General features: G+C 72.0%; 11 protein-coding genes. 6 read left to right on the forward strand and 5 right to left on the reverse strand.

Translation table 11 applies throughout. The annotated features are described in order from the left end of the window. Positions 1–147 precede the first annotated feature (147 nt). Positions 148–2358 carry a DUF6242 domain-containing protein gene (locus ETD85_RS63955; RefSeq protein ID WP_476739309.1) on the forward strand — a complete coding sequence of 737 codons (2211 nt, stop codon included), beginning with the start codon at positions 148–150 and terminating at the stop codon, positions 2356–2358. 66 nt (positions 2359–2424) lie between these two features. Here the strand turns inward: ETD85_RS63955 and ETD85_RS52230 are convergent, their stop codons facing one another. Then, positions 2425–2841, reverse strand: coding sequence for an NUDIX hydrolase (locus ETD85_RS52230; protein WP_138697308.1), 417 nt, complete (start codon positions 2839–2841; stop codon positions 2425–2427). Positions 2842–2915: 74 nt separating this feature from the next. Here ETD85_RS52230 and ETD85_RS52235 point away from each other — a divergent pair, with 74 nt between their 5' ends. From ETD85_RS52235 to ETD85_RS52245, 3 genes are all read left to right on the forward strand, one after another. After that, positions 2916–3542, forward strand: coding sequence for a DUF6758 family protein (locus tag ETD85_RS52235; protein ID WP_170247325.1), 627 nt, complete (start codon positions 2916–2918; stop codon positions 3540–3542). A 65-nt stretch (positions 3543–3607) separates the two neighbouring features. Beyond that, on the forward strand, positions 3608–4330 hold the full coding sequence (locus tag ETD85_RS52240) for an MBL fold metallo-hydrolase (RefSeq protein ID WP_170247326.1): 723 nt from the start codon (positions 3608–3610) through the stop codon (positions 4328–4330). Positions 4331–4354: 24 nt separating this feature from the next. Continuing rightward, positions 4355–5260 (forward strand): RecB family exonuclease, encoded by a 906-nt coding sequence (locus ETD85_RS52245; protein WP_138697309.1) that lies wholly within the window; start codon positions 4355–4357, stop codon positions 5258–5260. A 19-nt stretch (positions 5261–5279) separates the two neighbouring features. Here ETD85_RS52245 and ETD85_RS52250 read toward each other — a convergent pair whose 3' ends face one another. After that, positions 5280–6020, reverse strand: coding sequence for a hypothetical protein (locus tag ETD85_RS52250; protein WP_138697310.1), 741 nt, complete (start codon positions 6018–6020; stop codon positions 5280–5282). 51 nt (positions 6021–6071) lie between these two features. Here ETD85_RS52250 and ETD85_RS52255 point away from each other — a divergent pair, with 51 nt between their 5' ends. Next, positions 6072–7256, forward strand: coding sequence for an MFS transporter (locus ETD85_RS52255; protein ID WP_138697311.1), 1185 nt, complete (start codon positions 6072–6074; stop codon positions 7254–7256). Here the strand turns inward: ETD85_RS52255 and ETD85_RS52260 are convergent. From ETD85_RS52260 to ETD85_RS52270, 3 genes are all read right to left on the reverse strand, one after another. Next, complete coding sequence (locus ETD85_RS52260) at positions 7207–8118, reverse strand: oxygenase MpaB family protein (RefSeq protein ID WP_138697312.1); 912 nt, start codon at positions 8116–8118, stop codon at positions 7207–7209. The genes ETD85_RS52255 and ETD85_RS52260 overlap by 50 nt on opposite strands. 13 nt (positions 8119–8131) lie before the next feature. Then, entirely contained in the window at positions 8132–9022 is an 891-nt protein-coding gene (locus ETD85_RS52265; protein WP_138697313.1) for an alpha/beta fold hydrolase, read from the reverse strand. A 499-nt stretch (positions 9023–9521) separates the two neighbouring features. Continuing rightward, positions 9522–11525, reverse strand: a complete 2004-nt coding sequence (locus ETD85_RS52270; RefSeq protein ID WP_206059431.1) for a DEAD/DEAH box helicase — start codon at positions 11523–11525, stop codon at positions 9522–9524. 353 nt (positions 11526–11878) lie between these two features. On the opposite strand from ETD85_RS52270, the gene ETD85_RS52275 reads away from it, so the two are divergent. Continuing rightward, positions 11879–12523, forward strand: coding sequence for a ferritin-like fold-containing protein (locus ETD85_RS52275; RefSeq protein ID WP_138697314.1), 645 nt, complete (start codon positions 11879–11881; stop codon positions 12521–12523). Positions 12524–13335: the final 812 nt, after the last annotated feature.

The following is a 13335-nucleotide window of genomic DNA, read 5'->3' on the forward strand; positions in this document are numbered from 1 at the left end:
AGACCCGACCTCCTGGTCGCCACCGGCCCGCCCCGCCCGGGAGGATCGAGCGGCAGGCACCACCGGGGCCCGGCCCCGGCCGCCGTGCGCAGGTCCAGCCCCGTGCGCCGGGGCAGCAGGGCCACCCCTGTCGTCCTCACCGTGGCCATGGCGCTCCTCGTGGCCATCGGCGTGCTCGTGTGGCAGTGGAGCGGCGAGGAGAGCCCTGGGCTGCGCCTGGAGGCCGGCACGGGGCGCTCTGGGGACGAGCTGTTCACCGTTCCCGCCGCGGGCGACGGCACCAACCAGAAGCTCAACGACATGACCTCGGTGGGCCGCGCGGTCGTGGCGGTCGGCAGCGACACGACGAGCCCGACGCCGCGCCCGCTGTTCCTGTTCTCGCCGGACGGAGGCAAGAACTGGCAGCTCGGCCAGGTGAGCGGCGCCTCCTCGCCGACGGTCCAGCGGGTCGTCGGGGGCGGCGGCAAGTGGCTGGCCAGCGGCGGCGACGGGGTCTCGGGCGAGCGCGGCCTGTGGACCAGCACCGACGGCTTCAGCTGGGTGGCCGTGGAGGCGGCCGGGCTGGCCGCGTTCAGGGCCGGCGACCAGATCGAGGACATCGCGCGGACGGGCTCGGGCTTCGTCGCGGTGGGACGTACGGCGGGGGTGGACGGCGGCTCCGGGCCGGCCGCCTGGCGCTCAGCGGACGGCAGCGTCTGGGAGCGCGTCGAGACCAGGGGGCTGGAAGTACGGGAGATCAAGGCCATCGTCGCCAAGGGCGACACCGTCGTGGCCATCGGGCAACCCGCGGAAGGCGAGGGTTCGCGGGTTCTGCGGTCGGCTGACGGCGGACGCACCTGGCAGGCCACCGGCTTCCAGCTCCTTGAGGCCACGCCGCGCGCGGGGACGCTGGGCGTGCTGCCCAAGCGGTTCGTCATGGTGCCGACGCGGCAGCGGACGGTCGCGGGCGACGTACGCGTCTACTGCTCGCCGACCGGCGAGCAGTGGGCGCAGTGCGGCTCCATCGGCGACCTGAGCGGCGACAGCCCCGGCGTGGAGTCGCTGGTCTCCTACCCGTCGGGCGTAGCGGCGATCACGCAGGCCGGGCTCGGGAAATACTCGGTGCTGACCACCACCGACGGGCGCGGCTGGGCCAAGCGGGCCGACCTCGGCGATCTGCAGGGGGCGACGCTGCGCGGGTTCACGATCTCCGACGGCGGCACCCTGTTCGCCGGCGGCGACCAGGCGGCCTCCGACGTCGACAACCAGCTCGTGCTCATGACCGCGCCGCCGCGCGGCTCGGTGTCGCGCGTCCAGCTCGCCGGCGTCGAAGGTCTGACCAGGATCGCGCGCGAGACCACCAGCCTGGCCAGCTTCGAGGGCAGGTACGTCGCGGTCGGCTCGGCCTCCGGCGACGCGGGCCTGTGGACGATCAAGAACTGGCAGAGCTGGAAGTCCATGAGCCTCGGCGGCCCCGGCCGGCAGACGCTGGAGGACGTGGCCCACGGCAGCCGCGGCTGGCTGGCCGTCGGCGGCACCGAGACGAACGTGGCCGTCACCGACCCCCTGCTCGTCACCTCCGGCGACGGCGAGAGCTGGAAGAGGGTGAACGTCACCGGCGACCTGGCCCGCGACGCGAGCCAGCCGTACCTGGAGACCCACGTGGTGGCGGCGGGCAAGCAGGGCTACGTCCTGGCCGGCGAGGCCAGGGACGCGTCGGGCGCGGCGAGCGCCGCCATCTGGTTCACTCCCGACCTGCGCAAGTTCACCAGGTCGAAGAAGCTGCCGCAGAGCGGCGCGGGGGTGCGGATCCACGACGTGATCGCCAGCGGGGACGGGTACGTGGCCGTGGGCGGCTCGGGGAGCGCCGACCAGGAGAGCAGCACGGTCTGGTACTCCGAGGACGGCGTGAACTGGAGCGCGCGCAAGCGCGTCGCCCCGCAGGGCGCCGACTCGGCCGGGCTCCGCCGGATCGCCGCTTACCAGGACAAGCTGGTGGCCATCGGAACCGCCTTGACGGGCGGCTCCCGCCGCGCCTTCGCGGCCGTCTCCGACGACGACGGCTCGACCTGGCAGACGGCCTGGCTGCCAGCGGAGCAGGCGGCGGCCGTGTACGACCTGGCCGCGGCCGAGGAGGGGCTGGTGGCCGTCGGGTGGCACGGCGTGCCCGGCGAGGGCGACAGCGCGGCCTGGACCTCGCAGGACGGCCTGTCGTGGAACCGGATGGCGCTGACGAAGGATCGCCTGGCGGGCCAGGGGACGCAGTGGCTGACGGCCGTGGCCGTGTCGGGGTCGGAGGTCGTGGCGCTCGGGCGGTCCACGACGTACAACGCCGACCACCTCATCCTGTGGACCTCCAGCCTCACGTCCAGCAGATGAACGCGGCGGGCGGCGTCACCTGGCGCCGTCCGGGCCGGGCAGCCAGGCGAGCGCCGGCGGATGGCGTCACCTGGCGCCGTCCGCCCGGCCGGGCAGCACGCCCCAGTCCGTCAGCGTCTCCAGCAGCCCCTCGGTGATCGGCAGCCGCGCGAGCTCGGCGCGGTCGCACCAGCGCACGTCGGCGGCGTCGTCCCCGGCCACGGGCGTCCCGGGGGACACGCTCGCCAGGTAGTCGCGGATCACGTACGTGACCCCGCCGGGCCCCGGGCGGTCCACGGCGCCCGCCAGCCGTCCCACCTCGTGCACCCGCAGCCCGGTCTCCTCAAAGACCTCGCGCCGCACAGCGGTCTCGTCCGTCTCACCCGTCTCCACCCGGCCACCGGGAATGGACCACAGACCCACGCCGGGCGGGCGGCCCCGCTTGATCAGCAGCAGCCGGTCGGCGGCATCGAAGACGACCGCGCCGACACAATTTACGCGCACATGACCAAGATTACGACGAGATAACGAGCAGCGGCCTTGACGCGGCCGTACCGGAGAAAGCACCGTGGGTAGGTGTGAGAGCGGCTCCAACCTGCCCAAGGTGCTTCGGCCCGCTTCACGGGCCCAGTGCGTGGTCGAGCGGGTATCGATGCGACACGCATGGTGACGTCCTGCCGTATCAGCCTCCGTGGCCGCCGACCAGCACGGCGCTGGAGGCGATACGCAAGTCCTCGGTTGTGCCCGTGTGGCTGCCATGGCCGCTGCCGGCGGGCTGGCTGGTGACCGGCTTCGCCGAGGTCGGCGACCAGCGGACGGGGGCCCGCGCCAGCGTGGTCGCCCTGACCGGGCCGTCGCTGACCGAAGGCCCCGCCGATCTGCTGATCATCGCGGAGGAGCCGGGCATCGGGATCGGCGCGGCGTTCTCGGGACTCGACGGTCCCGACCCCGGTGAGGGCTTCGACTCGGGGCCGCCGAACGCCAAGATCGCGGTGCTCGGGCACCCGACCGCGCTGTGGTGCGTGGGCGGGGCCGCCGACCGGGCCGTCTACGCGGGCGAGGCGCTCGGCAACTGGCTGTGGGCCATCGCCTGGCCGGCCGACGCCGGCTGCATGATCGCGCTGTCCGAGCTGTCGCTGCTCGACGCGCGCGACCACGATCTCGACGTGCCGTTCGGCGCGTTCTCACCCAGGCTCGAAGACTAGGTCCCGCGCCCTCGATTCGCGCTCCCGATTCGCGCTCTCATGGAGACGGGCTAGAGTTCGGAGGCGTGACAGCGCGTATCGAGCGAGTGGTGACCGAGGGCCTCGTCGACATCGACGGCACCGAGCACAAGGTCGAGAACAACACCTGGATCGTGGGCGACGACGACGAAGTGATCGTCATCGACCCGGCGCGTGACGCCGAGAAGATCCTTGAGCAGGTGGGCGAGCGGGAAGTGCTGGCCGTCATCTGCACGGCGGGCCTGCCCGACCACGTCGGAGCCGCCATCGAGGTGGCGAGCAGAGACGAGGCCGTGGTGGCCCTGCATCCCAAGGACAAGCCGCTGTGGCGGGAGACCTGGGCGGAGACCTGGCCCGACATCGACGTGGAGGACGACGGCATCTTCGAGGTGGCCGACGTCCAGCTCGATGTCATGGAGACGCCCGGCGTCTCGGCCGGCGGCGTGTCGCTCTACAGCGAGGCGCTCGGAGCCGTCTTCACCGGCAAGGCCCTGCAGGCCGACGGCCCCGGCAAGCTGGGCGGCGAATATCCGGCCCTGGCCGACCAGCTCACCTCGATCGGCGGGCGCCTGTTCACGCTGCCCCCCGACACGCGGGTGCTGGCCGCCCACGGTGACGAGGTCACGATCGGCGACCTGGAGCCCCACTTCGACGACTGGGTCTCCGGCTCGCTGACGCGCACCGACAGCGACGCCGACACCGAGACCGAGGGTCCGCTGACCGACGGCACCAAGATCTCCGGGATCAAGCTCAGCCCCGGCGACGACTAGGGTGCGCTGTCATCTGGAGGCTGGATGAGTTCACCGCAGACACAGCTTCCGCTGGACGGGATGCCGCGGCGGCTCTATTCGTGCACGCCGTCGCGGCTGAACGCCTGGCTCGACTGCCGCCGCCGCTACCGGTTCACCTACCTGGACCGGCCTCAGCCGTCAAAGGGCCCGGCGTGGGCGCACAACAGCGTCGGGGCGAGCGTGCACAACGCGCTGGCCGGCTGGTGGCGGGAGCCCTACGAGCGCAGGACCCCGCTGACGGCGTCCATCCTGCTCACGAACGGGTGGATCACCGAGGGGTTCAAGGACGCCGAGCAGTCGGGCCGGTGGCTGAGCCGGGCCCGAGACCTCGTGTCCGGATATGTCGGCACATTAGATCCGGCTGACGACCCGGTCGGCGTCGAGCGCACCGTCGCCACCCGTACCAAGGTCATCGCCCTGTCCGGCCGCATCGACCGGCTCGACCGGCGCGGCGACGAGCTGGTCGTGGTCGACTACAAGACCGGGCGGCGCCCGCTCACGCAGGACGACGCGCGCTCGTCGCTCGCCCTGGCCTCGTACGCCATCGCCGCCTCCATGATGATGCGCACGCCCTGCCGCACGGTCGAGCTCCACCACCTGCCCACCGGCGAGATCGTCGAGTGGCGGCACACCGACGAGTCACTCGCCCGCCACCTGAAGCGCGCGGAGGAGATCGCCACCGAGGCCGCGGACGCGGACGAGCGCTACAAAACGACCGTCGCCACCACGTCCGCCCGCAAGACCGGCGAACGAGTCTCAGTCGGGCCCGCGGCGGTGCCCGCGGAGATCGACGAGCTGTTCGCGCCCAGCCCCGGCCCGCTCTGCTCCTGGTGCGACTTCCGCCGCCACTGCGCGGAAGGCCAGGCCGCGGGCACCGAGCGCCGTCCCTGGGACGGGCTCGCGGAATAGCGCGGCGGCCGGCCGGGGGTCAGGAGGCCCACCAGGTGCGCAGCGCCGTCAAGGCGGGCTCCGACAGCCAGTTGACGACGAAGCCCAGCAGGAAGGCGAGGATCGAGAACGCCACCTGCAGCACGAGCTGCGCCCTGGACTGGCTGTCGAAGTGCTTGCGGACGACGGCGTCCACCACGCGCGCCTGCTCCTCCGAAAGGGTGACCTGCCGCCTGGCCTCCTCGATCCGCGCGTCGAGGCCGGCGAGCCGGGCGAGCTTCTCCTCGATCTCGCGATCGAGGCGCTCGACGTCGTCGCGGCCGGGCCGTGGTGACGGGCCGGGATCGTCATCCTTCGGGGTGACCTGGGGGATGCGTCGAGGCTTGCCCTTGGGCAGCTGTAGCGTCGGCAGCGGGTACGGGCCCGGCCCGGGCTGCTCGGGCCTCTCGCCCTCCGCCCGCTGCCGGAGCATCCGGATGGCCAGCCGGCCGCCGCCCACGAGCAGCCCGATGACCACAACGCCGTAATAGATCGGCTCGTAGTAGTCGTCCAGCAGCTTGTCCACCTCGGCGCCGCCCGGGTCCATGCCCAGCAGCCCGCCGATGAAGCCGAGCAGCAGGCCCACGACGAACGCCAGGCCCACCAGGACGGCGAGCACGATGCCGGCCCCGGCCGCGAATCCCTTGAGCAGGTCCAGCCCCAGCTCGAAGACCGCGTTCGAGCGGGGCGGGAAAGACGGATCGGGCTCGGGTTCACCCCCAGAAGGCGGAGATGTCGTCATTCCTCCACAGTGACGCTGTTTCGCTGGCGAAACAATGGTTATGGAGGGCATGTGGAACGAGCGGGGCGATTAACGGCGGCGGTGGCGCTCGGCACGCTGTTCAACCCGCTGAACTCCTCGATGATCGCCGTCGCGCTGACCCACATCGAGGCCGAGTTCCACGTCGGGATTGCCGCCGTCACCTGGCTGGCGACGGGCTTCTACCTGACGGGCATCCTGGTGCCGCCGCTGATGGGGACGCTGGCGGACCGGTTCGGGCCGCGGCCGGTGTTCTGCGCCGGGCTGGTCACGATGGCGGTCACGGGGGTGCTGGCCGCGCTGGCGCCGACGTACCCGGCGCTGGTGGGGGTGCGGTTGCTGCAGGCGTTCGGGAGTTGCGCGACGATGCCCGCGGGGATGGCGATCGTTCGGGCCGAGATGTCCGGCGAGGACGGCCGGCCGCCGCCGCGGGTGATCGCGACGATCTCGATGGTGCTCACGGCCAGCGCCGCGGCCGGTCCCGTGCTCAGCGGATTCCTGGTCACGCTGGGCGGCTGGCGGGCGATCTTCCTGGTCAACGTGCCGCTCGCGGCGGTGGCGTTCGCGGTGGCGCTGCGGTGGCTGCCCAAGGTGCGGGTGCGCAGGCCCCGCGAAGCGCTGCTGCCCCGGCTGAGCGGCGGGCTGCTGGCCACGGGCGGCCAGTACGCGCTCGTGAACGTGGTCTTCTACCTCGGGTTCTTCGCCGTGCCGCTGTGGGCGCAGCGCTCGGCGGGAGTGCCCGCGCACGTCGCGGGCCTGCTGGTGCTGCCCATGGCGGGGCTGGCCATCGTCATGACGCCGGTCGCGGTGGCGCTGGCCGCCCGCACGGGGATGCGCGCCCTGCTGGTGCTGAGCGCCGCGCTGCTGCTCGGCGGCTCCTGCCTGATGCTCGCGGTCGGGCCCGTCGGGCTGATACTGGCGGTCGCGGCGCTGCTGGGCGTGGCCTCGGCCTTCAGCCAGTTCGGGCTGAACTCGCTGGTCTTCGTGCACGCCGAGGGACGGGACACGGGGGTCGCGGTGGGCTTCTTCCAGTCGTCCAGATACGTGGGCGCCGCGGTCGCGTCCTCGCTGCTCGGCGTGCTCTTCGACGGGGGCGGCCTGGATCGCGGCGGGTGGACGATGGCCGCCGTGTCGGCGGTCGTGCTGGTGGCGGGCGCGCTCGTGCCCGTCAGGCGGCCGGTGCGGCCGGCCAGCGACGGGGATCGGTCAGGCCCTTGAGCCCCTTGCCGACGTCGTAGCCCGCCGCGCCCAGGCGTTCCCTGGAGGCGTGCAGCATCTTCCGGGTGGCGGGCAGGAACGCGTGGTCGTGCAGAGGCTCGGGGAGAGAGTTCAGGCCCATCCTGAACGCCCTCAGGGCCGCCGTGACGGTCGCGCGCGGCACTTCCGGCAGTGCGCCGTACATCCGCCTGGCCCAGTCGGGCAGCGTGTAGTAGCAGAGCGCGCCGAAGGGGAAGTAGGCGGGCTTGCCCGGTGACAGCCGCCGCAGCTCGCGCGGCAGCCTCGGCCACAGCAGGAACCGCACGGTCGAGGCGGCCTCCTCCGTCACGCGCAGGGCGGGGCGTACGTGCTTGAAGTAGGCGTCCATCTCCGCGCAGGAGCCCGGCACGTCGTCGGGGTGCAGGCCGACGTAGGCGGCGCTCCTGCGTTGCTCGCGGAGGTAGCGGTCGGCCTGGCGCTCGGTGAGCGCGAGCCCGCCGCGCCTGGCCACCTCCAGGTACGAGGAGACCTCCGCGCAGTGCACCCACAGCAGTAACTCGGGGTCGTCCACCCGGTGCGTCCGGCCGGTGTCGGGATCGTGGATGCGCAACGCCTTGTGGATGCCGCGCACCCGCCGGCCGATCTCGTCGGCCTCCTGGGGGCTGCCGAACGTCACCCTGCCCACGAAGTCCGCGGTGCGGCGCAGGCGCCCGAACGGGTCTTCCTGGAAGTTGGAGTTCTGCCAGACGCCGCGCATGGCCAGGGGGTGCAGCGCCTGCAGCATCAGGCCGCGTACGCCGCCCACCCACATCGAACGGTCGAGGTGCACCTGCCAGGTCGCACTCTGGGGCGGCTGGACGACGATCTCTTCGATGCTCGTCATAGTAAGTACATCATTACAGCGTATTGGACCGCGTGTCCAAATAGTGCTTCTCGGCCGCGTTCCAGAACCTGACCAGCGCCGCCGCCGTCGTCTCGGGGGCCTCGACGGCGGGGGAGTGGACCGCGCCGGGCACGACCACGCACTCGGCGCCCAGCCTGGCGGCCATCTCCGACTGCGTCTCCGGCGACCAGCCGTCGTCGTGCTCGCCGTACAGCACCAGCGTGGGCACCTCGACCTGGCGCAAGTCGTCGGTACGGTCGTGCATCGTCAGCACCTGCTCGGCCATGGAGGACAGGCCGGTCGGGGAGTTGGTGAGCAGGCGCTTGCGCAGGAAGTCCACGATCTCGTCGGAGACGTCGTTGGCCAGCGCCTCGGGCTCGAGCCTGTGCTGCCACACGTGCTCCAGGCCCAGGGACGGCACCTCTTCCATGATCTTGCGGCCGTTGCTGGCCCGCTGCCCTTCGATGGCCGCCGGACCCGACCCCATCAGCGTGAACGAGGCGAACTTCGTGCGCCCGTCGATCGCGGCCTCCCTGGCCACCAGGCCGCCGAAGGAGTGGCCCACCAGGTGGACGGGGTCGCCGCCGCCGATGACCTGGGCGAGCGCGTCGACGTCCGCGCCCAGCGCGGCACAGGTGTAGGCGGCCGGGTCGTCGGGGCCGGGGGTTTCGTACTGGCCGCGCAGGTCGATGGCCACGACCCTGCGGCCCGACTGGGCGAGGGTCATCAGGACCGCGATGAAGTCCTCCTTGCTGCCGGTCAGGCCGGGCACCAGGAGCGCGGGCCAGCGCTCAACGACACCACTGACCGGAAGCGCCTCCAGGGCCGCGAAGGTGCCCTGTGGCGTTTCGATCTTTTGTGGTGCAACGCCAGGAGGCAAATCGAGGAATCGCGGCGTACTCACGTGGGGCAACAATACCCAGAGGTCAGCGCCTAGACACCGGCAAGGCGATTACGCTGGTGCGAGTTCTGGGGAGTTGCGAGGTATGCACGACCTCGCATTCCGGCCCTGCGATCAGCGCCGAAGCCCGGCCCGACCGCCGCGAAGGCCCGTGCGAGCCGTGCGAGCCCTGTTGTCCATGTGGGCTGTGCGACCAGGGCGGGGAGGGGAGGGCGTGCGCGCCCCAGATGGTCGTGAAGGGCGCCAAACGGGCACCCGGCGTCTGTGGGTCTCCGGCGAGCGGGCATCAGGCGGGTGGTGCGCTGTGGCGCCTCGTGAGCACCATACGCGTCTCGCCCTCGGGTCCCTCGCTACCGCCCACCCCGCACGGATCGCAGTTTGACTCGCGAAAGAGCCTGGTACGAGACAGGCCCCTGGCAGAAGAGGCGCCTTGGGACGTGGAGTGCGTCCTGGCGCGCGAAAGGCGCGCACCCTTGCCGAGTGCGCGCCCTCTGTAACTGGCTCAGCCGGCGCGACGGCGGTTGCCGCCGCCGCCACCGCCACGGGCCTGGCGGCGCTGCTGCTTCCGTTCGGTCGCGGCGGACGGCGCGATGTCGTCGTCATCCGTGGCCAGGTCCGGCGACTGGAAGATCACCGCGAACGGGCTGGGCGGGACGATCCGCTCCGGCTCCTTGCGCACCGGCGGAGGCGGCGTCGCGAGGAAGCTCGGCTCCGGCACGGACTGCACGACGGGCGCGGCCGCCGCGGCGGGCCGCTCCTCGACGGGCCGTTCAGCAGCGGGCCGTTCCACGACGGGCCGCTCGGCTGCGGGCCGCTCGGCGGCGGACCGCTTGCGTACGGGCCGCTGCGTCGCGGGCTGCTCCGCCACGGGCTGCTCCACCGGAGGCTGCTCCGTCACGGGTGCCGCCTGCTCGATCGGCTCGCGCTCGGTCGTGGTGACGGCGGCGCTCCGGCGGGAGCGGGTGCTCCGGACCGGCGCCTCAGGGGCGTCGGCCGGCTCCACCACGGCGGCGGGAGCCGCAGCGGCGGTCCGGCGGGAGCGGGTGCTCTTCACCGGTGCCTCCGGCGCCTCACCCAGCGCCTGCTCGATCGCCGACGTAGCCGCACCCCTGCGGGTGCGGGTGCGCTTCTGCTCGGTGGCGGCACTCTGGATCTCGTCGGTTGAGAAGATCGCGGGAGCCTCCTCCGTCTTGGCGTCCACCAATTCCACCTCCGGCCTCTCGACGGCTGCGGTCTCCGCCAGCTCCCTGCCCCCGCGGGTGCGGCGGCGCTGACGCGGCGTGCGGGCAGGGCGCGGCTCTTCGCGCTCGTCACGGCGGCGGCCGCCACGCCCGCGCACCCTGCCGGTCTCTCCGAGGTCCTCGATGCGCTCGGCCGACAGCCCCGCCCGCGAGCGGTTGGCGTGCGGCAGAATGCCCTTGGTGCCCTGGGGGATGTTCAGCTCGGCGTAGACGTGCGGCGAGGTGGAGTAAGTCTCCTCGGGGTCGCCGAACTCAAGCCCGAGCATCTGGTTGGTCATCTTCCAGCGGGTCAGCTCTTCCCACTCCACGAACGTGACCGCGATGCCCGTGCGCCCGGCCCGGCCGGTGCGGCCGACGCGGTGCACGTACGTCTTGTCGTCGGTGGGGCAGTCGTAGTTGACCACGTGGGTGACGTCGTCGATGTCGATGCCGCGGGCCGCCACGTCGGTGGCCACCAGCACGTCGATCTTGCCGTTGCGGAACGCGCGCAGGGCCTGCTCGCGCTGGCCCTGGCCGAGGTCGCCGTGAACGGCCGCGACGGCGAAGCCGCGGGTGTCGAGCTGCTCGGAGACCATGTCGCAGGCGCGCTTGGTCTCGCAGAAGACCATGGTGAGCCCGCGGCCCTCGGCCTGGAGCAGCCGGCCGACGATCTCGATCTTGTCCATGCGGTGGACGCGCCAGACCAGCTGGCGTACCTGCGGCGTGGTCTCGCCCTCGCCGCTCTCATGCTCGGCGCGTACGTGCGTCGGGCGGTTGAGGTATTTGCGCGACAGCGCGACGATCTCGCCCGGCATGGTGGCCGAGAAGAGCATGGTCTGCCGCTCAGCGGGGATCAGCTTGAAGATCCGCTCGATGTCGGGCAGGAAGCCCAGGTCGAGCATCCGGTCGGCCTCGTCGAGCACGAGGCTGGTGACCTGGCTCAGGTCGAGGTGCTTCTGCTTGACCAGGTCGAGCAGGCGACCGGGAGTGCCGACGATGACGTCGACCCCGGCCTTGAGCGCCTCGATCTGCGGCTCGTACGCCCGGCCGCCGTAGACGGTCAGGACTCGGGAGCCGAGCTTGCCCGCGGCGGTGACCAGGTCTTCGCTGACCTGCGTGGCCAGCTCGCGGGTCGGTACGACGACCAGCCCGCGCGGCTTCTTGCGGTTCTTGCGCGGCTTGCCGATGCTCTGCAGCATGGCGATGCCGAACGCGTAGGTCTTTCCCGTGCCGGTGCGGGCCTGACCGATGAGGTCCTGGCCGCTCAGGGCGAGCGGGAGCGCCATCTCTTGGATGGGGAACGGTGTGACGATGCCCTCAGTTTCGAGGGCATCGGCGATCTCTGGTGTGACTCCGAGGTCTCGGAAAGTCGTCAGCGTGGCCTGCCTCAGTCTCAAATGAAGGCGGGCCTGCCGGGACCGACGGGCGGAAAAACAGCCCCCGTTTACGTGGGTCCTCGCGGTAGAGCCAGCCCTCTCGCGTCATCGCGACCGCGTACCCGGGGATTCGGGGGGTTATCGGGGGAATCCCCCGAATTAACACAGTGCGGTCGCACTTTCACAGAGCAGTGTACTCGATACCACAACGTTGGCCGAGCTTACGTATGTTCCCGAAGATTCACCGAAGTACGCTGCCCTTTATGAAGGAGTCTCCAGGAGTCGTCGACCTGCTCGGTGTCCTAGCTTACGCGGAGCTCAGCGCCTACGCGCGGATGACGGAGGATGCCGCCACTCTGGCGCCCTCTCTGGCCGACCGCGCGGCGCTGAGTGAGCTGGCCGTCACCGAGTACGCCCATTTCCGCCTGCTGCGCGACCGGCTGGCCGGGCTCGGGGCCGACCCTGACGAGGCGATGTCGCCGTTCGTCGAGGCACTGGACGCCTGGCACGCCCAGACCAAGCCGGCCGACTGGCTGCAGGCGCTGGTCAAGACGTACGTGGGGGACGGCATCGCGCTCGACTTCTACCGCGAGGCGGCCAGGCACCTCAATCCCTCGATCGCCGACCTGGTGGACGAGGTGCTGGTGGACGGGGGGCGCTCGCAGTTCGCGGTCGAGCGGGTGAGGGCCGGGATCGAGGCGGATCCCACGGCGGCGGGGCGGCTGGCGCTGTGGGCGCGGCGGCTCGTGGGGGAGGCGCTCAGCCAGGGTCAGCAGGTCGCCTCGGCGCGGCCGGAGCTGGCGCTGCTGCTGGTGGAGTCCGCGGGGGAGGGCCAAGCCGATATTTCCCGACTTTTCGCGACTTTGACAGAGGCGCACGGCAAGCGCATGGCGGCCATGGGCATCTGAGCCGGGTCTGGCCATAGAGCGGCGCGAGGGCACGAACGGTTGTACCGTGCCAGCATGAGGGCCTCGCGCCGCTACGGCAGTTCCTTGACCAGATGTGGGCCGAATCGCTGGACCTCGCGCGCCGTGCTCCGAAGGGAGAGCGCCGGCTGTCCGACCAGCGAGCCGACGAAGGAAAACGTCCTCAGGCGCCGACCACCCAGAGGTTGTCAGCTCGGACGGCCCCGGATCCGCGGCTGAGCCAACCCGTCGTGCGGACCGGCCCACCGACGTTCGCACCGGCAGCAGAACGCGCCTTCGCGCTTGCACCCGGGGGTGGCGCGCTCGACGAGGGCGCCGGGCGATGCCGGGCGATGCCGGGCGATGCCGGGGGAGGCGCCCTCGACCAGGGCGCCGGGCGATGGTGGGCGATGCCGAGCCTTGCCTGACCCCGCCTGCCGACCTCGCCGTGGATATCTTCCGCGGTCTCAGAGGCGCCCTCCGCTGCCCTGCCGAGGACGCCGCCTGCCGGCCTCCGGCGGGCCCTTCTGCTACCCCACCGAAATGCCGCCGTCTACGCCTGCTGAGACGCTGCCGCCGGCCCCGCCGGGTCTCTCCTGCTGCCTGCCGCGAGGGTGTCCCTGTTGCACAGCCAAGTGCGCCGCATGCTGCCGGCTGAGGTGACACCGGCTGCGGCGGCGGAGGCTTTCCGACTGCCAACCGCCCGAGAGGCTTTGCGGTGGGAGCCGGCCGTAGCGGCGGCGTCCTGGCTGGCGGGCGGTGGTGCTCTTGGGTGGCGGTGCTCTTGGGTGGCGGTGCTCTTGGGCGGTGGTGGG

The organism is Nonomuraea zeae, from assembly GCF_005889725.1.
Taxonomy (GTDB): Bacteria; Actinomycetota; Actinomycetes; order Streptosporangiales; family Streptosporangiaceae; genus Nonomuraea; species Nonomuraea zeae.